Origin of the sequence: Pseudonocardia sp. ICBG1034, assembly GCF_020131375.1 — a bacterium.
GTDB lineage: Bacteria > Actinomycetota > Actinomycetes > Mycobacteriales > Pseudonocardiaceae > Pseudonocardia > Pseudonocardia alni.
Map to the genome: position 1 here is coordinate 359,865 of NZ_JAHLEK010000021.1, position 24,191 is coordinate 384,055.

Annotated in this window: 21 protein-coding genes and 3 tRNA genes; 15 read left to right on the top strand and 9 right to left on the bottom strand. The window is 75.4% G+C overall.

Translation table 11 applies throughout. From position 1 onward, the window contains the following. Positions 1–47 precede the first annotated feature (47 nt). Positions 48–959, top strand: coding sequence for a sucrase ferredoxin (locus tag KPF22_RS23255; RefSeq protein WP_224403280.1), 912 nt, complete (start codon positions 48–50; stop codon positions 957–959). Here KPF22_RS23255 and KPF22_RS33280 read toward each other — a convergent pair. Both KPF22_RS33280 and KPF22_RS23265 read right to left on the bottom strand, forming a co-directional pair. Then, on the bottom strand, positions 956–1,741 hold the full coding sequence (locus KPF22_RS33280) for an HAD family hydrolase (RefSeq protein ID WP_208822608.1): 786 nt from the start codon (positions 1,739–1,741) through the stop codon (positions 956–958). The two genes, KPF22_RS23255 and KPF22_RS33280, sit on opposite strands and share 4 nt — an antisense overlap. Continuing rightward, a complete protein-coding gene (locus KPF22_RS23265; protein ID WP_224403281.1) occupies positions 1,738–2,256 on the bottom strand; it encodes a GNAT family N-acetyltransferase in 519 nt (172 codons plus the stop codon). The genes KPF22_RS33280 and KPF22_RS23265 overlap by 4 nt, the downstream gene beginning before the upstream one ends. 231 nt (positions 2,257–2,487) lie before the next feature. Here KPF22_RS23265 and KPF22_RS23270 point away from each other — a divergent pair, with 231 nt between their 5' ends. The 5 genes from KPF22_RS23270 to KPF22_RS23290 all read left to right on the top strand — a co-directional run bounded on the left by KPF22_RS23270 (position 2,488) and on the right by KPF22_RS23290 (position 10,537). Next, complete coding sequence (locus KPF22_RS23270; RefSeq protein ID WP_224403282.1) at positions 2,488–4,605, top strand: glycosyltransferase family 39 protein; 2,118 nt, start codon at positions 2,488–2,490, stop codon at positions 4,603–4,605. Positions 4,606–4,688: 83 nt separating this feature from the next. Beyond that, positions 4,689–5,975 carry a bifunctional glycosyltransferase family 2/GtrA family protein gene (locus tag KPF22_RS23275; RefSeq protein WP_208821371.1) on the top strand — a complete coding sequence of 429 codons (1,287 nt, stop codon included), beginning with the start codon at positions 4,689–4,691 and terminating at the stop codon, positions 5,973–5,975. Beyond that, positions 5,972–8,179 carry a glycosyltransferase family 39 protein gene (locus tag KPF22_RS23280; RefSeq protein ID WP_224403283.1) on the top strand — a complete coding sequence of 736 codons (2,208 nt, stop codon included), beginning with the start codon at positions 5,972–5,974 and terminating at the stop codon, positions 8,177–8,179. Before KPF22_RS23275 ends, KPF22_RS23280 begins: the two co-directional genes overlap by 4 nt. Positions 8,180–8,351: 172 nt before the next feature. Beyond that, entirely contained in the window at positions 8,352–8,903 is a 552-nt protein-coding gene (locus KPF22_RS23285) for a PH domain-containing protein (protein WP_208821367.1), read from the top strand. Further along, positions 8,900–10,537 (top strand): PH domain-containing protein, encoded by a 1,638-nt coding sequence (locus KPF22_RS23290; protein ID WP_208821365.1) that lies wholly within the window; start codon positions 8,900–8,902, stop codon positions 10,535–10,537. The genes KPF22_RS23285 and KPF22_RS23290 overlap by 4 nt, the downstream gene beginning before the upstream one ends. An 8-nt stretch (positions 10,538–10,545) precedes the next feature. Here KPF22_RS23290 and KPF22_RS23295 read toward each other — a convergent pair whose 3' ends face one another. Then, complete coding sequence (locus tag KPF22_RS23295) at positions 10,546–12,108, bottom strand: helicase HerA-like domain-containing protein (RefSeq protein ID WP_208821363.1); 1,563 nt, start codon at positions 12,106–12,108, stop codon at positions 10,546–10,548. A gap of 79 nt (positions 12,109–12,187) precedes the next feature. Between KPF22_RS23295 and orn the strand changes: the two genes are divergently transcribed. The 5 genes from orn (at position 12,188) to KPF22_RS23320 (ending at position 14,747) form a co-directional block, all read left to right on the top strand. Next, the gene (orn, locus tag KPF22_RS23300; RefSeq protein WP_208821361.1) at positions 12,188–12,820 is read left to right on the top strand and encodes an oligoribonuclease; all 633 of its coding nucleotides are present in this window, start codon (positions 12,188–12,190) and stop codon (positions 12,818–12,820) included. A gap of 64 nt (positions 12,821–12,884) precedes the next feature. After that, positions 12,885–12,957: transfer RNA gene (locus tag KPF22_RS23305), tRNA-His, on the top strand. 81 nt (positions 12,958–13,038) lie between these two features. After that, positions 13,039–13,111: transfer RNA gene (locus KPF22_RS23310), tRNA-Lys, on the top strand. A 23-nt stretch (positions 13,112–13,134) separates the two neighbouring features. Then, a tRNA-Lys gene (locus tag KPF22_RS23315) sits at positions 13,135–13,207 on the top strand. A 94-nt stretch (positions 13,208–13,301) separates the two neighbouring features. Then, on the top strand, positions 13,302–14,747 hold the full coding sequence (locus KPF22_RS23320) for an MFS transporter (RefSeq protein ID WP_224403284.1): 1,446 nt from the start codon (positions 13,302–13,304) through the stop codon (positions 14,745–14,747). A 73-nt stretch (positions 14,748–14,820) separates the two neighbouring features. Here KPF22_RS23320 and KPF22_RS23325 read toward each other — a convergent pair whose 3' ends face one another. Both KPF22_RS23325 and KPF22_RS23330 read right to left on the bottom strand, forming a co-directional pair. Further along, positions 14,821–15,294, bottom strand: a complete 474-nt coding sequence (locus KPF22_RS23325) for a VOC family protein (protein ID WP_224403285.1) — start codon at positions 15,292–15,294, stop codon at positions 14,821–14,823. 11 nt (positions 15,295–15,305) lie between these two features. Continuing rightward, entirely contained in the window at positions 15,306–16,064 is a 759-nt protein-coding gene (locus KPF22_RS23330; protein ID WP_208821357.1) for a GntR family transcriptional regulator, read from the bottom strand. Between the two features lie 147 nt (positions 16,065–16,211). On the opposite strand from KPF22_RS23330, the gene KPF22_RS23335 reads away from it, so the two are divergent. The 3 genes from KPF22_RS23335 to KPF22_RS23345 are packed head-to-tail and all read left to right on the top strand — an operon-like array spanning position 16,212 to position 19,099. Then, positions 16,212–16,844, top strand: a complete 633-nt coding sequence (locus KPF22_RS23335) for a class I SAM-dependent methyltransferase (protein WP_224403286.1) — start codon at positions 16,212–16,214, stop codon at positions 16,842–16,844. Positions 16,845–16,853: 9 nt separating this feature from the next. Beyond that, complete coding sequence (locus KPF22_RS23340) at positions 16,854–18,095, top strand: FAD-dependent oxidoreductase (protein ID WP_224403287.1); 1,242 nt, start codon at positions 16,854–16,856, stop codon at positions 18,093–18,095. A 32-nt stretch (positions 18,096–18,127) separates the two neighbouring features. After that, positions 18,128–19,099: an asparaginase gene (locus KPF22_RS23345; protein WP_224403288.1), complete on the top strand. Its 972-nt coding sequence runs from the start codon at positions 18,128–18,130 to the stop codon at positions 19,097–19,099. A gap of 9 nt (positions 19,100–19,108) precedes the next feature. Here KPF22_RS23345 and KPF22_RS23350 read toward each other — a convergent pair whose 3' ends face one another. Beyond that, positions 19,109–20,086, bottom strand: a complete 978-nt coding sequence (locus KPF22_RS23350; protein ID WP_208821351.1) for a YafY family protein — start codon at positions 20,084–20,086, stop codon at positions 19,109–19,111. A 203-nt stretch (positions 20,087–20,289) separates the two neighbouring features. Here KPF22_RS23350 and KPF22_RS23355 point away from each other — a divergent pair, with 203 nt between their 5' ends. Then, positions 20,290–20,619, top strand: a complete 330-nt coding sequence (locus tag KPF22_RS23355) for a putative quinol monooxygenase (protein ID WP_020623433.1) — start codon at positions 20,290–20,292, stop codon at positions 20,617–20,619. A 22-nt stretch (positions 20,620–20,641) separates the two neighbouring features. Here KPF22_RS23355 and KPF22_RS23360 read toward each other — a convergent pair whose 3' ends face one another. From KPF22_RS23360 to KPF22_RS23370, 3 genes are all read right to left on the bottom strand, one after another. Next, positions 20,642–21,646, bottom strand: a complete 1,005-nt coding sequence (locus KPF22_RS23360) for a TerC family protein (protein WP_208821349.1) — start codon at positions 21,644–21,646, stop codon at positions 20,642–20,644. A 109-nt stretch (positions 21,647–21,755) separates the two neighbouring features. Further along, a complete protein-coding gene (locus tag KPF22_RS23365) occupies positions 21,756–22,655 on the bottom strand; it encodes a hypothetical protein (RefSeq protein ID WP_224403289.1) in 900 nt (299 codons plus the stop codon). Between the two features lie 18 nt (positions 22,656–22,673). After that, a complete protein-coding gene (locus KPF22_RS23370) occupies positions 22,674–23,990 on the bottom strand; it encodes an SLC13 family permease (RefSeq protein WP_208821345.1) in 1,317 nt (438 codons plus the stop codon). Positions 23,991–24,191 lie beyond the last annotated feature (201 nt).

The following is a 24,191-nucleotide window of genomic DNA, read 5'->3' on the forward strand; positions in this document are numbered from 1 at the left end:
CGGGCGTCCCGGGTTGAGGTCAGGGAAACCTTCCCTAAGATGGCCCGATGACGGTCACCGCGGCACGTGGCGCACTCGGCGGCCCCCCCGCCGGGGCGCCCGCCGGGGGCTGTGCCGGGCTGAGCGAGGCCGTCGGCGAGCCGATGACCGGCACCGCGCCGCACGTGCGCCGCCTCGTCGCCGTCGAGCACATCGGGGCGTGGCCGCGGAAGGTCGCCGACCACCCGGACCCGGCGGTCACCGCGCTGTCCGACCGGCTCCGCGCCGACGACGTCATCCTCCTGCTGATCCGCCGCCCCGGCCGCGAGGGCCGCTGCGACGCCGACGGCGACCGGACCGTCTACGTCGCCGACCTCGCCCCGGGCGGCTCGCGGGCGTGGTCGCGCACCGTGCGCGGCACCGACGACCTCGCCCGCATCGACCTCGACCCGGGCGCGGGCACCCCGGTCACCGATCCGGTGATGCTGGTGTGCGCGCACGGCAGGCGTGACGTCTGCTGCGCCGTCCGGGGCCGAGCGCTCGCCGGGGAACTGGCCGCCGAGGGCGCCGACGTCTGGGAGTGCACCCACCTGGGCGGGCACCGGTTCGCACCGACCGCACTGGTGCTTCCCACCGGCTACGCCTACGGCCGCCTCGACACCGGCGGCGCGCTGGCCGCGTTGAAGGCCGCGGCCGGGGGCGGCGTCGACCCGTGGGGCTGCCGCGGGCACACCGGGCTGGACCCGGTCCGCCAGATCGCCGAGCTCGCCGTCCGCGAGCACACCGGCACCGGCGACGTCGCCGCGCTCCTCGTCGACGCCGTCGACGGACCCGGGGACGTGACCGTCCGGTCCCGCGACGGCCGGACCTGGACGGTGCCGGTGGTCCTCGACACCTCGCTGCCGCCCCGGCCGCCGTCCTGCGGAGCGGCCCTCGAGGCGGCGACGCCGCTGGTCGCGGGCACCCCCGTCGAGCACTAGCCGAACACGCGCTCCAGGGCGCGGGCCAGGCCGTCCTCCGCGACGGTGCCGGTGGACTCGTCGGCGTCGGCGTGCACCTGCGGCGGGGCCTGCCCCATCGCGATCCCGCGGCCCGCCCAGCGCAGCATCGCGCGGTCGTTGTCGCCGTCGCCGACGGCGAGGACCTCGGAGCGGTCGACGCCGAGCCGGGCCGCGACCCGCGCGAGCCCGGACGCCTTGGACACCCCGGCCGGCACCAGCGTCACCCACGGCAGCTCGTGGTCCAGGGTCGGCTCGGTGCCGGGGACGTGCAGCCGGGCCGCGCGGGCGGCGGTCTCGTCCGGGTCGTGCCCCGGCCAGTACATGACGAGCTTGGGCGTCGGCTCGTCGAGCAGACCGGCGCGGCCGACCTCGGTCACGGTGCCGGCGAGCACGCCGTCCGGGAACGGGGCGCTGACCCGCTGCCCGACGCCGACGTGCTCGCAGGCGAACACCGCTCCCGGGAACAGCTCGGTCATCGCGTCGAGGGCCGCGGTCACGGCCTCGGGGGCGAGCCGCTCCATCGCCAGCACCCGGCGGGTCGCGGTCTCCATCTCGACCGCACCGTTGGAGGTCAGGGTGACGCCGTCGCGCAGCCCGATCGCGTCCAGTGCGCCGGCCACGCCGACGACGGTCCGGCCGGTGCACAGCATCACCTCGGCCCGGGTCCCGGCGAGCGCGATGGCATCGAGGACCGCGGGGCTCGGGGGCCTGCGCCCGTGGACGATGGTGCCGTCGATGTCGAGCGCGACGAGCCTGATCACGTGGTCGACCCTACGTCGAGCCGGAACCGTGCGACGCCGTCGCGGGTCCCGGTGGGGCGCATCCCGATCCGCTGCAGCACCCGCTCCGAGGCGGGGTTGCCGGGCTCGACGCCCGCGACCAGCGGTGACGCCCCGGCCGAGCGGGCCAGCGCGAGCAGCAGGCGGGCGGCCTCGACGGCGTAGCCGCGGCCGCGCCGGGACGGCACCACGCCGTAGCCGAGCTCGACGGCGGCCGGGCCGTCGTCGGGGGCGGGGAACAGACCCGCGCCGCCGACGACCGTGCCGCCGTCGCGTTCGACGAGCAGCCGGTGTCCGAGCTCGCCCCAGCCCGGCCCGGCCGGATCGCGGGCGAGCAGCCGGGCGATCGTCCGGTCGCCCTCGGCGGGGAAGTCCGGCGCCCAGTCGCCGCGCCGGGTCCCGGCGACGACGGCCGCCGCGACCTCCGGGGTCCAGCCGGGCAGCAGCAGCCGTGGCCCGGCCGGGACCGAATCCGGGGTCGACGCGGGGACCGGCACGTCGCCGATCCTCCCCCGCACCCGCCCACCCCGCACCGCGGCGCCGTCCCGCGTCACACCACCCGCGTCCGCCCGGCGTCCCTGCGTCCCTGCGTCGATCAGTACATGAGGGCCGGCACGGCCCGGGCTCGCAGCGCTCAGGTACTGATCGACGGACCGGGGGTGACCGGCACAGGTGGTTCACAGGTCGATCACCGGTTCCGCACAGCGCGGCGGAGCAGCGTCGCCCGGGTGACGAGCACCCTGTCCCGGCCCCGGCCCGCCCCCGCACCGTCTCCGCCGCCGACCCGCCGGTGGCGGCACCTGCCGCTCGCGGTGCTGCTCGCCGCGACGGCCGCGCTGTACCTGTGGGGGCTGTCGGCCTCGGGCTGGGCCAACGCGTTCTACGCGGCGGCCGCGCAGGCGGGCGGGCAGAGCTGGTCGGCGTGGTTCTTCGGCGCCTCCGACGCCGCCGGCGGGATCACCGTCGACAAGGCGCCGGGGGCGCTGTGGCCGATCGGGCTGGCGGTGCGGCTGTTCGGACTGTCGAGCTGGAGCGTGCTGGTGCCGCAGGCGCTGATGGGCGTCGGCGCGGTCGCGTTGCTGCACGCCGCGGTCCGGCGCGTAGCCGGGCCGGGGGCCGGGCTGGTCGCCGGGGCCACGCTCGCGCTCACCCCGGTCGCGGTGCTGATGTTCCGCTTCGACAACCCCGACGCGATGCTCGTGCTCGTCCTGACCGGCGCCGCCTACGCCCTCACCCGGGCGGTCGAGCAGGGCCGCACCCGGTGGCTGGTACTCGTCGGCCTCCTGGTCGGCTACGGCTTCCTCACCAAGATGCTGCAGGCGTTCCTGGTGCTGCCGGCGTTCTCCGCCGTGTGGCTGCTCGCCGCCCCGCTCGCCTGGTGGCCGCGGATCCGGGCGCTGCTCGCCGCCGGTGCCGCGCTGCTGGTCTCGGCGGGCTGGTGGGTGCTCGTCGTGGAGCTGTGGCCGGCCGCGGACCGGCCCTGGATCGGCGGCTCCCAGGGCGACAGCGTGCTGGAGCTGGTCTTCGGCTACAACGGCTTCGGCCGGCTCACCGGCGACGAGGTCGGCTCCGTCGGCGGCGGCGCGGGCGGACGCGCCGGTGGCTGGGGCGAGACCGGGCTGCTGCGGCTGTTCGGGTCGGAGATGGGCCGGGAGGCGTCCTGGCTGCTGCCCGCGGCGCTGGTGCTGCTCGGGGTCCTGCTGTGGTGGACCCGGCGGGCACCGCGCACCGACCCGCTGCGTGCGGCGACCGTGCTGTGGGGCGGCTGGTTGCTGGTCACCGGGCTGACGTTCAGCCTGATGGCCGGGATCGTGCACAGCTACTACACCGTCGCGCTGGCCCCGGCGGTCGCCGCGCTGGTCGGGATCGGCGGGGCGACGCTGTGGCGGGACCGTGCGTCCGCGGCCGCCCGCTGGTGGCTGGCCGCGGCGGTCGCGGCGACGGCGGTGTGGGCGTACGCGCTGCTGCCCGCGGCCTGGCTCGGGTGGCTGCGCCCGGCGGTGCTCGTCGTCGGGCTCGGCGCGGCGCTCGCCCTGCTCGGGGTGCACCGGATGTCGCGGGTGCTGGCCACCGGGGTGCTCACCGCGGCGCTGCTGGCGGGGGCCGGTGGGACGACGGCCTGGGCGCTGGCGACGGCGGCGACCCCGCACACAGGCGCGATCCCGAGCTCCGGGCCGGAGGGCTACGCGTCCGGACCGGGCGGGGGCCGGGGTGGCCCCGGCGGGATGCGCGGGCCGTGGGCCGGTCCCGGGTCCGGCGCCCCGGGTGGCGCATCCGGCCCGGCCGGAACCGTCACCGGTGGGGCCGTCGGGGCACCGGGCGCGGCCGGGGGCGGACCGGCTGCGGGCTCGGCCGGGACCGGCGGGGCCGCGGGCGCACCGGGTGCCGCGACGGCGGGCGGGCCGGGCGGCCGGTGGGCCGGTGGCGGACCCACCCGGGGGCCGGGCGGTGCCGGCGGGCGCGGCGGCGGCCCGGGCGGCATCCTCAGCGCCCCCACGCCGTCGTCGCAGCTCACGGGGTTGATCGCGGCGGACGCGGACGACTTCACCTGGGCCGCGGCCACGGTGAGCTCCATGCAGGCGGCGGGCTACCAGCTCGCCTCGGGGGCACCGGTGCTCGCCGTCGGCGGGTTCAACGGCACCGACCCCTACCCGACGCTCGCGCAGTTCCGGCAGATGGTGGCGCAGCACCGGATCCACTGGTTCATCGGCTCCGCGGGCAGCGACATGATCTCCACCGCCTCAGGCGGCAGCGACGACGCGCGCCTCATCGCCGAGTGGGTCGCGGCGACGTTCCCGGCCCGCACCGTCGACGGCGTCACCCTCCACGACCTGAGCGCGTCGTGACCCGGCGGGCGGCCGACCGGCTCACAGCCGACGCACAGGTCGATCACACGGCCGCGACAGCGCAGGCCCCGATCGTCGATCCCATGACCACAGTCGTCGCCGGCCCCGCCACCGGCACCCACCCGGGCCACCCCGAGGCGCGTCCGTCCGACCGCGGCCGGACCGTGCTCGACATCGTCGTCCCCGTCTTCGACGAGGAGCGCGACCTGGAGTCCTCGGTGCGGCGCCTGCACGCGTTCCTCACCTCCGGGTTCCCCTACTCCTTCCGGATCACGGTCGCCGACAACGCCAGCACCGACGCCACCCCGGTGATCGCCGGTCGGCTGGCCGCCGAGATCCCCGAGGTCCGCACGGTGCGCCTGGAGCAGAAGGGCCGCGGCCGCGCCCTGCGCCGGGTCTGGTCGGACTCCGACGCCGATGTCCTCGCCTACTGCGACGTCGACCTGTCCACCGACCTCGGCGCGTTGCTCCCGCTCGTCGCCCCGCTCGTGTCCGGGCACTCCGACCTCGCGATCGGGACCCGGCTGGGTCGCGGCTCGCGGGTGGTGCGCGGCCCGAAGCGGGAGTTCATCTCGCGCAGCTACAACCTGATCCTGCGCGGCGCGCTCTCGGCGCGCTTCTCCGACGCCCAGTGCGGGTTCAAGGCGATCCGCTCCGACGTGGCCCGGCGGCTGCTGCCGCTGGTCGAGGACACCGGCTGGTTCTTCGACACCGAGCTGCTGGTACTGGCCGAGCGGTCCGGTCTGCGCATCCACGAGGTGCCCGTCGACTGGGTCGACGACCCGGACTCCAGCGTGGACATCGTGGCGACGGCCGTCGCGGACCTGAAGGGCGTGTGGCGGGTCGGCCGGGCACTGGCGACGGGTGCGCTGCCGCTCGCCGAGGTCCGCGCGCAGCTCGGGCGGGCGCCGCTGGCCCCGCCGGAGGTGCCCGGGGTGCCCCGGGCGATGCCGTTCCAGCTGGCCCGCTTCGCCGCGATCGGCGTCGCGTCGACGGTGGCGAACCTGCTGCTGTTCCTCGCGCTGCGCGGGATGCTCGGGCCGATCGCGGCGAACGTCGTCGCGCTGCTGGTCTGCGCGGTCGCCAACACCGCGCTGAACCGGCGGTTCACCTTCGGGGTCCGTGGCCGGGACCGCGCGGTCACCCACCAGTTCCAGGGGCTGATCGTGTTCGCGCTCGGCCTCGTCCTGACCACCGGCGCCCTCGCCGTGCTCGGCGCCGTCGCACCCGGCGCGCACCTGGCCGTCGAGGCCGCGGTGATCGTCGGGGCCAACCTGGTCGCGACGGTGCTGCGCTTCGTCCTGTTCCGCTCCTGGGTGTTCCGCACCCGGTCCACCACCGCACCGCTCGAGAAGGCGACCGCCGCATGACCAGCACCCTCGACCGGTTCCCCACCCGGTCCGACGCTCCCCCGCCCCCGTCCGGCGGGCCGCACCGCTGGCCCCGGCCCGTCTCCGTCGCCGCGCTGCTCGTCGCGACGGGCGCGTTCTACCTGTGGAACCTGGGCGCCTCGGGCTGGGCCAACTCCTTCTACGCCGCCGCGGTGCAGGCCGGGGCGGACGACTGGACGGCGTTCTTCTTCGGCTCCCTCGACCCGGCGAACGCGATCACCGTCGACAAGCCGCCCGCGTCACTGTGGCCGATGGAGATCTCCGCACGGATCTTCGGGTTCTCGTCCTGGAGCCTGCTGGTGCCGCAGGCGCTGATGGGCGTCGCCGCGGTCGGGCTGCTGTACGCCGCGGTGCGCCGGGTGTCCGGGCACGGCGCCGGGCTGCTCGCCGGGGCGCTGCTGGCGCTCACGCCCGTCGCGGCGCTGATGTTCCGCTTCGACAACCCCGACGCGCTGCTGACGCTGCTGCTCGTCGCGGCGGCGTACCTGCTGGTGCGGGGCCTGGAGGACGGCCGGACCCGGTGGATCGCCGCGGTCGGGCTGGTGCTCGGGTTCGCGTTCCTGACCAAGTCGCTGCAGGCGTTCCTGGTGCTGCCCGGTCTGGTCCTGGCCTGGCTGTGGGCCGCACCCGGCCGTCCGTGGCGACGGGTCTGGCAGCTGCTCGTCGGCGGTGCCGGGATCGTCGTCGGCGCCGGCTGGTGGCTGCTCGCCGTCGCGCTGTGGCCGGTCGACGCCCGCCCGTACATCGGCGGGTCCGGCGACGACACCCCGCTCGGCCTGGCCTTCGGCTACAACGGGCTGGGCCGGATCGTCGGCGGCGAGGGCGGCCGCGGCCGTGACACCGTGGGCGACGCCGCGGCCGGTGCGTTCCCGGGTGGCGCCCCCGCCGGTGGCGGCATGCCGCCGGGCGGTCCGGGTGGTGGGAGCTTCGGCGGTCAGGCCGGGTTCCTGCGGATGTTCGAGACGTCGTTCGGCACCCAGATCTCCTGGCTGCTCCCGGCCGCGCTGCTGCTGCTCGTCGCAGCGCTGGTGGTGCGCGGCCGCGCGGTGCGCACCGACGCCGTCCGCGGCTCGCTGCTCGTGTGGGGCGGCTGGACGCTGGTGACGGTGCTGGTGCTGTCGTTCATGGAGGGGATCGTCCACCCCTACTACACGGTCGCGCTGGCGCCCGGGATCGCGGCGCTGGTCGCGGTCGGCGGTCGCGAGCTGCTCGGGCACCGGGACGCCCGGTGGGTCCGCGGGGTGCTCGCCGTCGCCGTCGCCGGGACCGCGGTGTGGGCGTTCGTGATGCTCGGCTGGTCGCCGCAGTTCCTGCCCTGGCTGCGCTGGGTGGTGCTGGTGGCGGGTGTCGTGGCCGGCGCGGCCCTGCTGGTCCCCGCCCGCGGACGGCGGTGGCTCGCCGTGGCACTCGGCGTCGCGGTCCTGAGCGGGGTCGCCGCCCCCGCGGCCTACGCGGTCCAGACCGTGGCGACCCCGCACGAGGGCTCCATCCCGACCGCCGGGCCGGAGGTCGCCGGCGGCGACCGGGGCCCGGGCGGGTTCCGCGACCGGCGGGGCGACCGGGACCGGGGCCTGGACGGGACCGGCGCGGCGGCTGCCGGCGCTCCCGGGGCCCCGGCGGCGGCAGCTCCCGACGGCACCGGGGCCCCGGTAGCGGCAGCTCCCGGTGGTACCGGAACCCCGGCCGGTGCCGACCCGTCGGCTGGCGGCGGACTCCCGGCCGGTACCGGGCAGGGCGCTGCGTGGCAGGGCGGAACCGGGCCGAGCAGAACCGGGCAGGGCGGCGCGGGTGGGCCGGGCGGGACGTCCGGCGGCGGTCCGGGGACCGAGCGGACCGGCGCGCAGGTCGTCGCGCTGCTGCGGGACGCGGGTCCGGCCCGCTGGGCCGCGGCGACCGTCGGCTCGCAGGGCGCGGCGTCGATGATGCTCGCCGCGGGCGGGGACACCGCCGTCATGGCGATCGGCGGCTTCTCCGGCAGCGACCCCTACCCCACCCTGGACCGGTTCCGGCAGTACGTCGCGCAGGGCGACGTCCGGTACTTCGTCAGCGGCGGCGGGCGAGGTGGTCCCGGCGGTGGCCGCGGCGGCACCGGGGCGGAGATCACCGCCTGGGTCGCGCAGCACTACACCGCGACGACCGTCGACGGCACCACGGTCTACGACCTGTCCGCGCCGGCCCACTGACCGTCCTCGCCCGCCGAGTGGCACACCACGTACCCGGACCCGGATCCCGGACGCTCGGGGTGTGCCCACTCGGCGGCACCCTCTGTCGGCCGCGCCCCTCTTTCGGCCACAGTGGGATCTCCGACGGCGTGCTCGGATGCTCCCGCCGGGTGCCGTTCGGCAGAGTGGGACCATGACCGCCACCGGCCCCCGCACCGGCGACCCCGGACCCGGGATCCCGACCGACGCGCTGCCGCTCCCGTTGCGCCCACCCGCGAACCGGGTCGACCCCCGCGCGATCTGGTGGTGGCGGCTCTCGGCGGTGCCGGTCCCGCTCGTGCTGCTCGCCGGCCAGGTCGTCGCGTGGTTCCTGCTCCCCGCGGTCCCGTGGCACGGGGTGCTGATCGCGACCGTGGTGCTGACGGTGCTGTGGCTGCTGGTCGGGACGCTCGTCGTGCCCGGTCTGCGGTACCGGCTGCACCGCTGGGAGGTGACCGAGGACGCCGTCTACACCCGGTCGGGCTGGCTGGTGCGGGAGTGGCGGATCGCGCCGATCCCGCGGGTGCAGACCGTCGACACCGAGCACGGCCCGCTGCAGCAGGCGCTGCGCCTGGCGACGGTGACCGTCACGACCGCGTCGGCCCGCGGCCCGGTCCGCATCGCCGGGCTCGACGCCGACGCCGCCGCCGAGCTCGCCCGCCGGCTCACCGAGACGACCGGGCGGCACAGCGGGGACGCGACGTGACCGAGCCCGCACCCGTCGCACCCGCGGACGGCACCGGCACGACCCCCGACGAGGTCGGTTGGCGACGGCTGCCGGGCCGGATGCTGCTCGTCGGCCCGGCCACCGCGCTGCTGCGGCTGGCCCCCGCGCTGGTCGTGCTGGTCCTGTTCGGCGCGGGCAGCGGCAACTCCACCCAGGTCTGGATCGCGGGGGCGGCGGTCGTCGTCGCGGTCGCGGTGGGCGTCGTGCGCTGGCGCACCACCCGCTACCGGATCACCGACGAGCGCGTCGAGCTGCACAGCGGCCTGCTGAACCGGCAGCGCCGCTCGGTGCCGCGGGACCGGATCCGCACCGTCGACCTGACCGCACCGCTGCTGCACCGGCTCGTCGGGCTGTCGGTGGTGAAGGTCGGCTCCGGGCAGAGCGGGTCGGACGCGGGCCTCGACCTCGACGCCGTCACCACCGACGAGGCCGAACGGCTGCGCCGCGAGCTGCTCGCCCGCCCCGCCCCGGCACGCGGACCGGCCGCGGTCGCCGGCGGGGCCGGGGCGGACCGGGCCCGGGTCGAGGAGGACGGCGCCGACGGCAACGGTGCCGACGGGGACGCGGCCGCCGGCGACGGGACCGCAGGGCCGGCGGTTCCCGTCGACCCCGCGGGCGAGGAGCTCGACCGGATCCACTGGTCCTCGCTGCGCTTCGCCCCGCTGACGGTCAGCTCGCTGGCCGCGATCGGTGCGCTGGCCGGCGCCGGCTGGAACGTGCTCAACGAGACCGGCCTCGACCCGCGCTCGCTGCCCGGCGCGGACGCCGTCGCCGGGGAGCTGTCGGCCGCACCGGTCTGGGCGACGGCGCTCGTCGCGGTCGGGCTCCTGCTGCTGGTCATGGTCGCCGGCAGCATCGTGCTGTTCGTGGAGCGCTGGTGGGACTACCGGCTCAGCCGCGAGCCCGACGGCACGCTGCGGGTGCGACGCGGCCTGCTGACCAAGCGGTCGCTGTCGGTGTCCGAGCAGCGGCTGCGCGGGGTGACGGTGTCCGAGCCGCTGCTGGTGCGTGCCCTGGGCGGCGGTGCCCAGGCCGGGGCGCTGACCGTCGGGCTCGCCGGGGAGGACAAGGACTCCGGCGGTGGCGCCCTCGGCCCGCCGGTGCGCCGCGCGCACGCCCACGCCGTCGCCGCGACGGCCGCACGCGCGACCGGCCCGGTCACCGACGGCCCGCTGCGGGCGCACCCGGCGCGGGCCCGGACCCGGCGCCTGGTGCGCGCGGTCGGCCCCGCGCTCGTCCCGGCCGTCGCCCTCGGGGTGGTCGCCTGGTTCGACGCCGCGGTCTGGCCGGTCGTCGTCGGCGTTGCGCTGGTCGTGGTGGCCGTACCGCTCGCGCTGGACCGCTACCGCGCCCTGGGGCACCGGCTCGACGAGCGCTACCTCGTCGCCCGGCACGGGTCGCTGCTGCGCACGACGACCGCGCTGCGCCGCGACGGCGTCATCGGATGGCGGGTGCGGCAGAGCCTGTTCCAGCGCCGCGCCGGGGTGCTGACGCTGGAGGCGACCACCGCCGCGGGCGGCGGGGCGGTGCAGGTGCTGGACCTCGACCCCGCCGACGCCGTCGCGCTGATGGCCGCGGTGACCCCGGACGCGGTCGCCCCGTTCCGGGCCTGACCCGTGGGTCAACGACGCCGGCGGGTCCCGAACAGGCTGCGGGTGATCTCGCGGGTCACCGTGTTGGTGAGCTGACGACCGGTCGGCGACTGCAGGAAGTCCCCGATCGTGGAGAAGAACCCGCCGCCCGGCGAGTCCTGCGGCGGGGGCGGCGGGGCCTGGCCCGGTTCCGGGGCGGGGGCCGGGGGCGCCTCGACCGGCGTCGCCTCGCCGCCCGGCCCGGCCGCGATGCTCGCGGTGAGCTTCTCGTAGGCGGACTCGCGGTCCACCATCTGGCCGTACTTCGCCTGCAGCGGTGAGGCGGCGGCGTCGGCGCGGACGTCGTCGACCGGCAGGGCCGCCATCAGCGAGCGCGGGGCCCGCAGCCGGGTCCAGGCGACCGGGGTGGGCGCGCCGCGCTCGGACAGCACCGTGACGACCGCCTCACCGGTGCCCAGCGAGGTCAGCGCCGACTCCAGGTCGTAGACGTCGGACTTCGGGTAGGTCCGCACCGTGCGCGACAGCGCCTTCTGGTCGTCCGGGGTGAAGGCCCGCAGCGCGTGCTGGATCCGCGCGCCCAGCTGGGACAGCACCTCGTTCGGCACGTCGGTGGGCAGCTGGGTGCAGAAGAAGACGCCGACGCCCTTGGACCGGATGAGCTTGACGGTCTGCTCGATGCGGTCGAGGAACGCCTTCGAGGCATCGGTGAACAGCAGATGGGCCTCGTCGAAGAAGAACACCAGCTTGGGCCGGTCGAGGTCGCCCGCCTCGGGCAACTCCTCGTACAGCTCGGCGAGCAGCCACATCAGGAACGTGGAGAACAGCACCGGGTTCGCGGCGCGTTCGGCCAGCTCCAGCAGGGTGACGACGCCCTTGCCGTCGATCTGACGCATCAGGTCGGCGGGGTCGAACTCGGGCTCGCCGAAGAACTCCTCGCCGCCCTGGGCCTCCAGGTTGACCAGCGCGCGCAGGATGACCCCGGCCGTCGCCGGGGAGACCCCGCCGATGCCCTTGAGGTCGGCCTTGCCCTGGTCGGAGGTGAGGTGCTGGATGACCGCGCGCAGGTCCTTGGTGTCGAGCAGCGGCAGCCCGCGCTGGTCGGCCCAGTGGAAGATCAGGCCGAGGGTGGACTCCTGGGTGGCGTTGAGGCCGAGCACCTTGGCCAGCAGGATCGGGCCGAACTGGGTCAGCGTCGCCCGCACCGGTACGGCGACGCCGCCGTCGCCCAGCGACAGGAACTGCACCGGGTACGCGGTCGGGACCCAGTCGTCGCCGGTGTCGGTCGCGCGGGCGGTGACCTTGTCGTTCGGCTCGCCCGCACGGGCCATGCCGGACAGGTCGCCCTTGACGTCGGCGAGCAGGACCGGGACCCCGGCGTCGGACAGCTGCCCGGCCAGGGCCTGCAGGGTCTTGGTCTTGCCGGTGCCGGTCGCCCCGGCCACCAGGCCGTGCCGGTTCAGCGTCGCGAGCGGGATCCGGACCCGTGCCTGCGGGTCGCACACCCCGTCGACCAGGACGGCGCCGAGCTCGAGCGCGGCCCCCTCGGTGGCGTATCCGGCGGCGATGGTGCGGGCAGGTGTGTCGTCAGCCACGGCGCGAGCCTAGGGCACTCCCCCGACGGTGACGGCCGAGGCTCGCGCCGGTCGCGACGACGTCACCTAGGCTGTGGCGATGACCGATCGGCTGGTGTGGATCGACTGCGAGATGACCGGGCTGGATCTGGGCTCCGACGCCCTGATCGAGATCGCGGCACTGGTCACCGACGGCGACCTCAACATCCTCGGCGAGGGCGTCGACGTGGTGATCGCCTGTGACGACGCGAAGCTCGACGCGATGCCCGACGTCGTGCGCGACATGCACGCCCGGTCCGGGCTGACCGAGGAGGTCCGGCGCGCGACGGTCACGATCGAGCAGGCCGAGAAGATGGTGCTCGACTACGTCCGCACCCACGTCCCGGACGCCCGCTCCGCGCCGCTGGCCGGCAACTCCATCGCGACCGACCGTGGCTTCATCGCCCGGGACATGACCGAGCTCGACGGTTACCTGCACTACCGGATGATCGACGTCAGCTCGGTGAAGGAGCTGGCGCGGCGCTGGTTCCCGCGGGTGTTCTACGCGAAGCCGGAGAAGGGCCTCGCGCACCGCGCGCTCGCCGACATCCGCGAGTCGATCCGCGAGCTGGCCTACTACCGGCAGGCGCTGTTCGTGGCCCCGCCCGGTCCGACGACCGAGCAGGCGCAGGCCGCGGCGGCCGCGGTCGCGCACGTCGCGGCACCCCCGGAGGGTGGTACGACCCCCGCCTGACACCCCCTGGAGCGGGCGGGCTACAGTGGTTCAGCGCTTCCGGGAGTGCCCGGGAGAACGCATGGTGGGTGTAGCTCAGTTGGTAGAGCACCTGGTTGTGGTCCAGGGGGCCGCGGGTTCAAGTCCCGTCACTCACCCGGTCGCCGCCTCGGCGATCGATCCCACCGCACGTCCGGGATCGATCTTCCGTGCGTGGGCGAGGCACGACAACTCCACAGGCGCCGTTAGCTCAATTGGCAGAGCAGCTGGCTCTTAACCAGCGGGTTCGGGGTTCGAGTCCCTGACGGCGCACGCAGTGCCACAACTGAACACATGCGCCGTTAGCTCAATTGGCAGAGCAGCTGGCTCTTAACCAGCGGGTTCGGGGTTCAAGTCCCTGACGGCGCACCGCCACGGCCGTCCTCCTCACACGGGAGGGCGGCCGTCGTCGTTCCCGGGTTATCGTCGTCCCAGTTTCGTTAGCTCCGGACAAGGAGATGTCGTGGGGAACGACGTCGTCGTACCGGCCGGTCCCGCCGGACGCCGGCACCGGCTGCTGATCCTGGCCGTGCTGTGCACGAGCATCCTCGTCGTCTCGATGGACGTCACGATCATCAACGTGGCGCTGCCCGCGCTGGTCACCGACCTGCGCGCCTCGATCACCGAGCTGCAGTGGACCGTCGACGCCTACACCGTCGTCCTGGCCTGCTTCCTGATGCTGGCCGGTGCGACGGCCGACCGGGTCGGGCGCCGCCGCGTCTTCCAGACCGGGCTCGTCCTGTTCGGGATCGGGTCGCTGCTGTGCAGCCTGGCCCCGACGGTCGGCTGGCTGATCGGGGCACGGGTGGTCCAGGCGCTCGGCGGCGCGATGCTCAACCCGGTCGCCATGTCGATCATCACCAACGTCTTCACCGACGTCCGGGAGCGGGCCCGCGCGATCGGGGTGTGGGGCGCGATGGTCGGCATCTCGCTGGGCGTCGGCCCGGTGCTCGGCGGGCTGCTCGTGGACAGCGTCGGCTGGCGGGCGATCTTCTGGGTGAACATCCCCGTCGTGCTGGCGGCCTGGGTCCTGACGGCCCGGCTCGTCCCGGAGTCGCGGGCCGCCCGTCCGCGGCGGGCCGACCCGGTGGGTCAGCTCCTCGTGGTGGCGCTGCTCGGGTCGACGGTGGCGGCGGTGATCGAGGGGCCGCGGCTGGGCTGGTCGTCGGCGGGGGTGCTCGGGCTGGCGGTGCTGGCCGTCGTCGCGCTGGTGTCCCTGGTCGTCTGGGAGCGGCGCCACCCCGAACCGCTGGTGGAACTGCGGTTCTTCCGGAGCGCCCCGTTCGCCTCGGCGACGGTGATCGCGGTCTGCGCGTTCGCCGCGTTCGGCTCGCTGCTGTTCCTGTCCGCGCTCTACCTGCAGGACGTCCGCGGGCTCGGTGCGCTGCAGGCCGGGCTGACCCTGCTGCCGGCCGCCGTCGCCACCACGGTGGTCGCGCCGCTGTCCGGGCGGATGGTCGCCGCCCGCGGGGCACGCCTGCCGCTGGTCCTGGGCGGGAGCGCGATGGTGCTGGTCGCGCTCACCTTCTCCCAGCTCTCCCCGACGACGCCGCTGTGGCTGATCCTGCTCGCGCACGGGGTGTTCGGCTGCGGGTTCGCCCTGCTCAACCCGCCGATCACGAACACCGCGGTCAACGGGATGCCGCCGGAGCGGGCCGGGGTCGCCGCCGCGGTGGCCTCGACGAGCAGGCAGGCCGGGCAGTCGTTCGGCGTCGCGGTCAGCGGGACCGTGGTCGCCACCGCGGCGAGCACCGCCGCCGGGGTCGCGACGGCGTGGGCGGTCGTGACGCCGCTGACGGTGGTGGTCGTGGTGCTCGGCGTGCTGGGGACGACGGCGCGGGCCCGTGCCTCGGCAGCACGGGTCGCGGCGCTGTTCCCCGCGGCCCCGTCCCCCGCCCGCGCGTCCTGAGCGGGGGGCGGCGGCATCCCGCCGATGACCCCGGCCGCGGGCCGTCCGGGGACGGGCCGCGACCGGGTACGGCTCAGACGGCGAAGAGCTGCTCCGGGTCGGCGAAGGCCTTGAACTCCAGCGCGTTGCCCGCGGGGTCGAGGAAGAACATCGTCCACTGCTCCCCCGGCTCGCCCTCGAACCGCACGTAGGGCTCGATGACGAAGTCGGTGCCCGCGGCGGTGAGCCGCTCGGCCAGCGCGCGGAACTCCGGGACGCTCAGGACCAGGCCGAAGTGCGGGACCGGCACGTCGTGGCCGTCGACGGGGTTGGTCCCGGCCACACCGGCGCGCGGGGTGTCCGACGGCTCGCCGACCTGGTGGGTGACGACCTGGTGCCCGGCGACGTTCCAGTCCGTCCAGCGCTCGGCGGAGCGGCCGCGGCCGAAGCCGAGCAGCGTGCCGTAGAACTCCCGGGCCGCCTCGATGTCGTCCACCGGGATCGCCAGGTGGAACGGCGGGCGGACGGACGTGACGATCGCGGGGGTTTCCGTGGTCGGTGCGGACACTGGGGTACCTCTCATCCTTCGGTGTCGCGGCCGGACACGATGGCGTCCAGACGCAGGGGATCCCCGGGCCGGAGCCGGCCGAGGAGGTCGATGTCGCACCTCGCCTCCCGTGCCGCCCAGAACGCGGACAGCTCGCCCCGGTCGGCCGACCAGGCCGCGTGCAGGCCCTCCTGGCCGCCGTCGATGTGGGCCAGCACGAGACGGCCGAGCTCGTCGGCGTCGCCGTCGGCCAGTGCCTGCACCATGCCCCGGTGCTCGTCCTGCACGCGCTCGTAGGCGCCGGTGCCGTGCACGTAGAACCGGGAGTAGGGCTCCAGGCGGTGGTAGAGCTGGGAGATCAGCTCGTAGCGCAGCGGCAGCCGGGCGAGCCGGTACATGTCGAGGTGGAAGGCCAGGTTGGTGCGGGACCACTCGGCGGCGCCGGTCCGGGCGACCTGGTCCATGTCGCCGGCCATGCCGTCGAACCGCGCGACGTCGCGCCGGGACACCCGGTCCGCGACGTGCGGGGCGAAGCTCGGCTCGACCATGCGCCGCAGGTCGTAGATCTCGTCGATCTCGGCCAGGTCCAGCTCGGTGACGAAGGTGCCGCGGCCGGCCTCGCTGCGCAGCAGGCCCTCGCCGACCAGGGTGCGCAGCGCCTCCCGCAGCGGGATGCGGCTGACGCCGTAGCGGTCCGCCAGCTCCTCCTGCACCAGCCGGTGGCCGGGCGGGTACACGCCTTCCACGATCGCGCGACGCAGGGCGTCGACCAGCGGGCCTTCCGGTGCCATGTGCTCTGTATACGGTGGCTACAGCGTGTACGGAAGCCCCTCGGCGCTCGCTCGACAGGAACGACACCGACCGACACACGCCCGTCGCCGGGTGACCCGGATCGCCCGGACATGACCGGGACCGCGCGAACGGCCACGATGTACCGCATGGGCCGACCCGACCACGCCGTCTTCCTCAAACGCTCGTTCTCGAAGATGGACCAGCTCGCGACCCCGTTCCTCACCGGACGGCGACTGTGCCGCCAGCTCGCCGCCGTCGTCCCGCGCGGGACGAACGGCGTCGTCGTCGAGCTCGGCGCCGGACCGGGGGTGCTCGCCGAGCCGATCCGCGAGCGGCTCGGGCCGCACGCGCGCTACCTCGCGATCGAGATCGACTCCGAGCTGGTCGCGCACCTGCGCCGGCACAAGCCGTGGCTGGAGGTCGTGCAGGGCGACGTCGCCGACCTGGACCGGATCCTCGACGAGGCCGGTATCACCGAGGTCGACGCGTTCGTCTCGACCCTGCCGTGGGCGGTGTTCCCGCAGACCCTGCGCCTGCAGGTCATGGGCACGATCGCGCGCCGGCTGGTCCCGGGCGGGGTGATGAGCATGATCATCACCTGGATGGCACTGCCGAACCGGGTGCGGGTGCTGCGCGACCTGCTCGACACCCACTTCGACGAGGTCGTGGAGACCGCGACGGAGTGGCGCAACCCGCCGCCCGCCCGCACCTTCCTGTGCCGCCGACCGCTCCCCCAGTTCAACTCTCTCGATGGGCAAGACACTCGCTCGGCGAGTTAACATCGCCGGGTGACCGCGGAACGGACGATCGTCGCGGGCGGTGGCCCCGGCGGCATGCTGCTCGCCTACCTGCTGGCCCGGGCGGGCCTGCCGGTGACGCTGCTCGAACGCCACCGGGACTTCGACCGCGACTTCCGCGGCGACTCCCTGCACCCGTGGACGCTCGAGCTGTTCGACCGGCTCGGGCTCGCCGGACGCCTGCTGGAGCAGCCGCACGTCCCGGCCCGGCGGTTCCGCTTCCGCACCGGTCGCGGGACGGTCACCACCACCGACTACGGCCTGCTCGACACCCCCTACGACTACGTCGCGCTCATGCCGCAGGCCCGGTTCCTCGACTTCCTCGCCGCCGAGGCGGCGACCCTGCCGACCTTCGAGCTGCGCACCGGCGCCGCGGTGAACGGCCTGCTCGGCGCGGGCACCGCCGACGACCCCGTCCGCGGGGTGACCCTGCGGTCCGGAGAGCGGATCGACGCCGGGCTGGTCGTCGCCGCCGACGGCCGGTTCTCCCGCCTGCGCACCCTCGCCGGCCTGACCGCGGAGTCCCAGGGGGCCACCACCGACCTGCTGTGGTTCGCCCTGCCCCGCCACGACGACGACCCGCCCGACGCCGCCGTCGACCTGTTCCTCGGCACCCGCAGCTACGTCGGCCTGCTCGGCGGCGAGGACCGCTGGCAGGTCGGCCTGTCGCTGCCCAAGGGCGGCTATCCGGCGCTGCGCGAGGCCGGGGTGGAGCACGTGCGCCGCGAGGTCGCCGGGCTGGTGCCGTGGCTGGCCGGCCGGGTAGGGATGCTCACCGACCTCAACCAGGCGACGCTCCTGTCGGTCGACATCTCCCGGGTCCCGGACTGGCACCGACCGGGGCTGCTGCTGATCGGCGACGCCGCGCACGTCATCTCCCCCGTCGGCGGCAACGGGATCCTGATGGCCCTGCAGGACGCGCTCGCCGCGGCGAACCACCTGGTGCCCGCGCTGCGGGCGGGCACGGTCGGCACCGCGACGCTCGCCGCGGTCCAGGCCGAGCGGGAGCCCGCGATCGTGTCCGTGCAGAGCCGACAGGTCCGCGTCGAGCGGGGCGTCGCACGGGCCCGCGAGCGCGGCCGCACCATCGCCCCGCCCGCGATCGTCCGGCTGCTGATGCGCCTGCCCCCCGTGCGGCGGCGCTCGGCCCGGGACAACGCCTACGGGCCCGTCCCGGTGCATCCGACGCCGGAGCTGGCACGGGAGCTGGGTCTGGCCCCGGTCCCCGCCTGAGCTCCCGCCGCGGCGGACGTAGCGTCGGCCGCATGAACACGGCAGGCACCGTCCCACCCGTCCTGGCCGCCGCCGTCCCGCTGGCCGTCGTGGAGCGGGCGGGCACGGTGGAGTCGGTGCACCTGGGCACCGTCGCGGTGCACCGCCCCGGCGGCACCGTCACCGGCTCCGGCGACCCGGACGTGGCGTTCCTGCCGCGCTCGGCGCTCAAGCCGGTGCAGGCGGTGGCGATGCTGCGGGCCGGACTGGACCTCGACGGCGAGCTGCTCGCGCTGGCCTGTGCCTCGCACTCCGGCGAGCCCGGCCACGTCGACGGCGTCCGGCGCATCCTCATCGGTGCCGGGCTCGACGAGGCCGACCTGGACAACACCCCGGACCTGCCGCTGGAGCCGGCGGCCGCGGCGGCCGTCCGCGCGGCGGGGACGGGACCGTCGCCGGTGCTGCAGAACTGCTCGGGCAAGCACGCCGCGATGCTCGCCGCCTGCGTGGCCGCGGGGTGGCCGACGGCCGGCTACCGCGACCCCGCGCACCCGCTGCAGCGGCTGGTCCGGGAGACCGTCGCCGAGCTGACCGGGGCGCCGGTCGGCGTCACCACCGTCGACGGCTGCGGCGCCCCGCTGTTCGGCACCACCCCGGCCGGGCTGGCCAGGGCCTTCGCGACGCTGGCGACGGCCGCACCGGACACCCCCGAGGGGCGGGTCGCGGCCGCGGTCCGCGCACACCCGTGGTGGGTCGGCGGCACGGACCGGCCGGTGACCCGGTTGGCCGGTGCGGTGCCGGGCCTGGTCGTCAAGGACGGCGCCGAGGGTGTGCTGGCGGCCGCGCTGCCCGACGGGCGGGCGTTCGCCGTCACCGTGCTGGACGGGTCGCCGCGACCGCTGCCGGTCGTCGCCCGCGCCGTGCTGGAGTCCCTCGGCGCCGGGTCCGACGCGCTCACCGCCGCGACCCGCACCGACGTGCTCGGCCACGGCGCGCCCGTGGGCGCGGTCCGCGCCGTGGGCTGAGCGGTCCGGTCAGCCGCCGCCGTTCGCGCGCGCGTGGTCCGCGGCCCGCCCGAGGCGGGCGGCGACCGCGTCGAGGTGCTCCACCAGCTCGACCGGCTCGACCACCTCGAAGTCGACGCCGAAGAAGCACAGCCACACCGCCAGCGACTCCAGGGTCCAGGCCCCGGCCGCGAGCTCGCAGCGGTCCCCGCCGAGGTCGGTCACGATCCCCGACGCCGGGGTGACGTGCTCGGCGATCCGCTCCGCCGGGGCGTGGAACACGATCCGCGCCCGGTGCGGGTAGGCACCCGAGGAGATGCCGCGCTGGGCGAACGCGGCGAGCCCGCCGTCCGGTTCCGGGCGCGGGACGAAGCGCGGCCCGGCGGGCAGCTTGGGCCGCATCCGGTCGACCCGGAAGGTGCGGCGGTCGTCGCGGCCGGTGTCCCAGGCGACGAGGTACCAGCGGCGCCCGGTGTGCACGAGACCCTCCGGCTCGGCGACCCGGCGGGTCTCGGTCCCGTCCCCCGCGACGTAGTCGAACCGCACGACCTCGTGGTCACGGCAGGCGGCGGCCAGTGCCGACAGCACGTCCGCGTCGACGGTCGGGCCGCGCGCGGCGAGCGTGGACGTCGCGGTGCCCAGCGCGGCGACGCGGCGGCGCAGCCGGTTCGGCAGGACCTGCTCCAGCTTGGCCAGGGCCCGGACCGAGGTCTCCTCGATGCCCGAGACCGACCCGCCCGCGGCGGTCCGCAGCCCGACCGCGACGGCGACGGCCTCGTCGTCGTCGAGCAGCAGGGGTGGCAGCGCGGCCCCGGCGCCGAGCCGGTAGCCGCCGGTCACCCCGGGTGTGGAGTGGACCGGGTAGCCGAGGGTGCGGAGCTTGTCGACGTCGCGGCGGACGGTGCGCACGTCGACGTCGAGGCGCTCGGCCAGGGCGGGCCCCGTCCAGTCGCGCGGCACCTGCAGCAGCCCGAGCAGGCGCAGCAGCCGCGCCGATGTCCCCATCACGACGACCAGTGTGCCGCCGATTCCGGTCCGATCCTGTCCTGGATGGCGGCGGGCGCATCGGAGTGGACCGGAACCACGGCACCCGAGGAGATCGTCGGCGCCGCCTCCGGTGCGGAGGGGCGGCCCCGGCGACGCCGACCAGCCCGCCGGCCGAGCCCGCCCCGGCCCCGCGACGCCGGGAGGGGCCGTCTACGGTCGCCGCCGTGGACACGAGCGAGCGGGTCGGCCGGTACGTGCGGATGGTGGCCCTGGAGGGACAGGGGACCGAGCTGGCGGGCGCGCTGCTCCGCGTCGCCGACGACATGGCCGCCCAGCCCGGCTGCCTCGCCTACGTCGTGAACGCCACCCCGGACGAGCCCGACGTCGTCTGGGTCACCGAGATGTGGTCCGACGCCGCGTCGTCGGAGGCGGCGCTGAGCCGCGACATCGGCGAGAGCGGCCTGGGCGACGTGCTGGCGCTGCTCACCGCCCCGCCGGACTACATCGAGGTCACCCCGCTCGGCGGGCCCGGCCTGGCCGGCCTGCCCGGCTGAGCGCCGGGCCGGCCGGACCGGCTCAGTCGCGCTGCTCGGAGCGCTCCTTGCGGGCACGCAGCGACCCGGCGTGGGCGGTCATCGACGGGTCGTTGCGCGTCTTGATCAGGCTCGCGACGGTGACCACGGCGAGGATCCCCAGGATCACGACCAGGCTGGCCATGGTCGGGATCTCCGGGACGGCCGGGTTGATGTCGACGTGGGCCCAGTGCAGGACCAGCTTCACCCCGATGAAGCCCAGGATGACCGCCAGGCCGGTCGAGAGGTAGACCAGGCGGTCCAGCAGGCCCTTGACCAGGAAGAACAGCGCCCGCAGGCCGAGCAGGGCGAAGGCGTTCGCGGTGAAGACGATGAACGCCTCCTGGGTCACGCCGAACACCGCGGGGATCGAGTCGAGCGCGAACAGCAGGTCGATGCCGCCGATCGAGACCAGCACGATGAACATCGGGGTGGCGACCCGGCGGCCGTTGTCCCGGGTGAACAGCTTCCCGCCGTCGTACTCCTCGGTGACCGGGAAGAGCCTGCGCGCACCCTTCACGACCATGTTGTCCTCGATGTCGGGGTCCTCGTCCTTGTGCCGGTAGAGCTGCACGGCGGTCCACAGCAGGAGCAGACCGAAGACCAGGAACATGAACGAGAACAGGTTCAGCAGCGTCGCCCCGACCGCGATGAAGATCGCGCGCATGATCAGGGCGAGCACGATGCCGAAGGTCAGCACCTTGTGCTGGTGCTCCTCCGGCACCGCGAACGTCGTCATGATCACGACGAAGACGAACAGGTTGTCGACCGACAGGCTCTTCTCGACGATGTAGCCCGTGAAGTACTGGGTGCCGAAGTCCCAGCCGTGGATCGTCGCGAACACCAGCCCGAACGCGATCGCGACCAGGATGTAGAACACCGACCAGGCGGTGGCCTCCTTGAATCCCACCCGGTGCGGCCGCAGCCAGCCCAGGACGAGGTCGAACGCGAGCAGCGCGATGATCACGCCGATCGTGACGGCCCATTCGAGGCCGCTGATCTCGAGCACCGGGGTCCTCCTGCAGGTCACCACACCGACCACGATGGTCGGTTGCGGAGCGCACCATATCGGGCAGTCGGGACACCGCGCCCGTCCTGAGGCCGGGCGCGGAGTGCGATCAGCCCTTCGGACGCGCCGCGAAGACCCCCTCGGCGGGGAACGCCCCGTTCGCCAGGGCCGTCCGGACGAACGCCCCGCCGAGCTCCCCGAGCCGCGCGGCTCCGTCGGCGCCGAGCGCGGACCACGGGGCGGCGCCGAGGCGATGGGTGTCGTTCTCGATCCGCTTGCGCAGCGCCGTGCCCTCCTCGGTCAGGACCGGTTCGACGGCGTCGTCCCCGGCCGTGTCGGCCGGCTGCAGCAGGCCGCGGTCCGCGAGTCCGGCGACGGCGGCGTTCCACTCGGCGGCCGACCAGCCGCGGCTGCCGCGGGCGAAGGCCACGGTGAACCCGGTGCCCGTCGCGGTCGCGGTGACCAGCGCCTCCAGCCCGGACAGCCCGGCCTCGACCAGCAGCGCGATGTGTCCGTCGCCGCGGTGCTCGCGCAGGATCGACAGCGCGTGCCAGAGGACCAGGTGCGGCGCGGTCGGCCAGGTCACGTCGAGGTGCCCGGCGGCGAGCGGGCGCCCGTCGGGGGTGACGGCCCCGGCCGCGGTCCGGGCCAGCCCGGCGGCCTCGGCCATCTCGGGCGAGGCGACGGCGTCGTCGCCCAGGGTGCGGCGCAGCGAGGCGTCGGCGACGGCGAACCGCACGTCGAGCAGGTCCGGTGCGGACACCAGGTCCCACGCCCGCGGGACCGACTTCGCGACCAGGCGCGGGGAGAAGTTGTAGAACGTCGCGGTGACCACCGAGGCGCCGACCGCGCCCATCGGTGCGGCCCGCGGGGCGAAGTAGCTCATCCGGCCCGGCTCCAGCCCGGCGGCGGTGTAGGCCGGTTCGCCCTCGGGGGCGAAGTAGACCTGGGAGTGCAGCGGTTCCAGCCCACGGGCGAGGCGCCCGGCGGCGACGGCGGCGTCGTTCATGCCCGGACGTTAACCCGTTCAGAGCACCCCGGGCAGTACGAGCAGTGCCCAGGCCAGCAGCGGACCGACCAGCACGACCACGCCGGCGTAGGCGAGCATCTGCCGGTAGAAGCGGTCCCGGTCGACGTCGGCGGGCGCGTTGGCGAGCACCAGCGCCCCGTTCGTGGAGAACGGGCTGACGTCGACGACGGTCGCGGCCACCGCGAGCGCCGCCACCATCCCGACCGCGGACACCTCACCCTGCTGCAGGAACGGCAGGGCCAGCGGGATCGCGACGCCGAGGATCGCCACCGAGGACGCGAACGCCGAGAGCACGCCGCCGACGTAGCAGAGCAGCAGCGCCGCGAGCAGCGGTGCGCCGATCCCGCTGATCCCCGAGGAGACAAGGTCGACCGCACCGGCCTCCAGGAGCACGCCGACGTAGGTGACGACACCGCAGATCAGCAGGACGGTGGACCAGGAGATCCTCCCGACGACGTCCGGGCGGCGCGGGGCGACCAGCCGCAGCACGATCGCGACGGCGAGCGCGACGACGCCGACGTCCCAGCCGAACGCGGCGGAGCCGACGGCCATGAGCGCGATGCCGGCCAGCGTGATGCCCTGCTCCAGCCCCACCCGGCCGACGACCGGGGCCCCGGTCACGGTGCCGGCCGCGGCGCCGCTCCCGGCCCCGGTGCCCCCGGCGGGGGCGGCGTCGGCGTCGGCGTCCGGAGCCTCGACCGGGTCGACCGTGCGCCCGACGAGCGACCGGCCTCCGAGCACCAGGAAGATCACGACGGCGATCACGACGTTGACCACGAGCGGGGTCAGGAACAGCGCGATCGGGTCGCTGGGCAGGCCCACGCCCGCCATCGTCGAGTTCACGAACGCGCCGTAGACGGTGATCGGCGAGAACGCCCCGCCGAGCGCGCCGTGCACGACCATCATGCCCATGAGCAGCAGGTTGATGCCGTAGCGCCGGGCGAAGGGCATCGCCAGCGGTGCGACGATCGCGACCGCGAACAACGCCCCGAGCCCCGAGAGCCCGCACGAGATCGCGAAGAACACGAACGGCGCGAGCACCAGCCGTCCGCGGACCGCCCGCATCGCCCAGTGGACGATCAGGTCGACGGTGCCGTTGGCCGTCGCCAGCGCGAACAGGTAGGTCAGCCCGACGAGCAGCAGGAACAGGTCTCCGGGGAAGCCCGCGAGGACGTCGTCGAGGCTCAGCCCCAGCACGCCGATCCCGACCGCGGTCGCGCCCAGCAACCCCAGTGCGCCGAGGTTGACCGGCATCGTCGTGGCGATCACGAACATGACCACCAGCACGGCGATCGCGATGATCTCGGGCCCCATCGGCCTCGCTCCTCGGTGTCGACCGGCCCGGACGGCGGTGACCGGGCCGGTCGACACCGTGACAGATCACCCACATCGTGAGCAAGCGACCACATCGCGGCGTTCCAGAGTCTGGTCAACCATTGACAGTCGACCGTGCACCGGCGCACGGTGCGATCGTCGGCCACAGCGGGGTGGCACGGCGGCGCGGCGTGGAGGGCA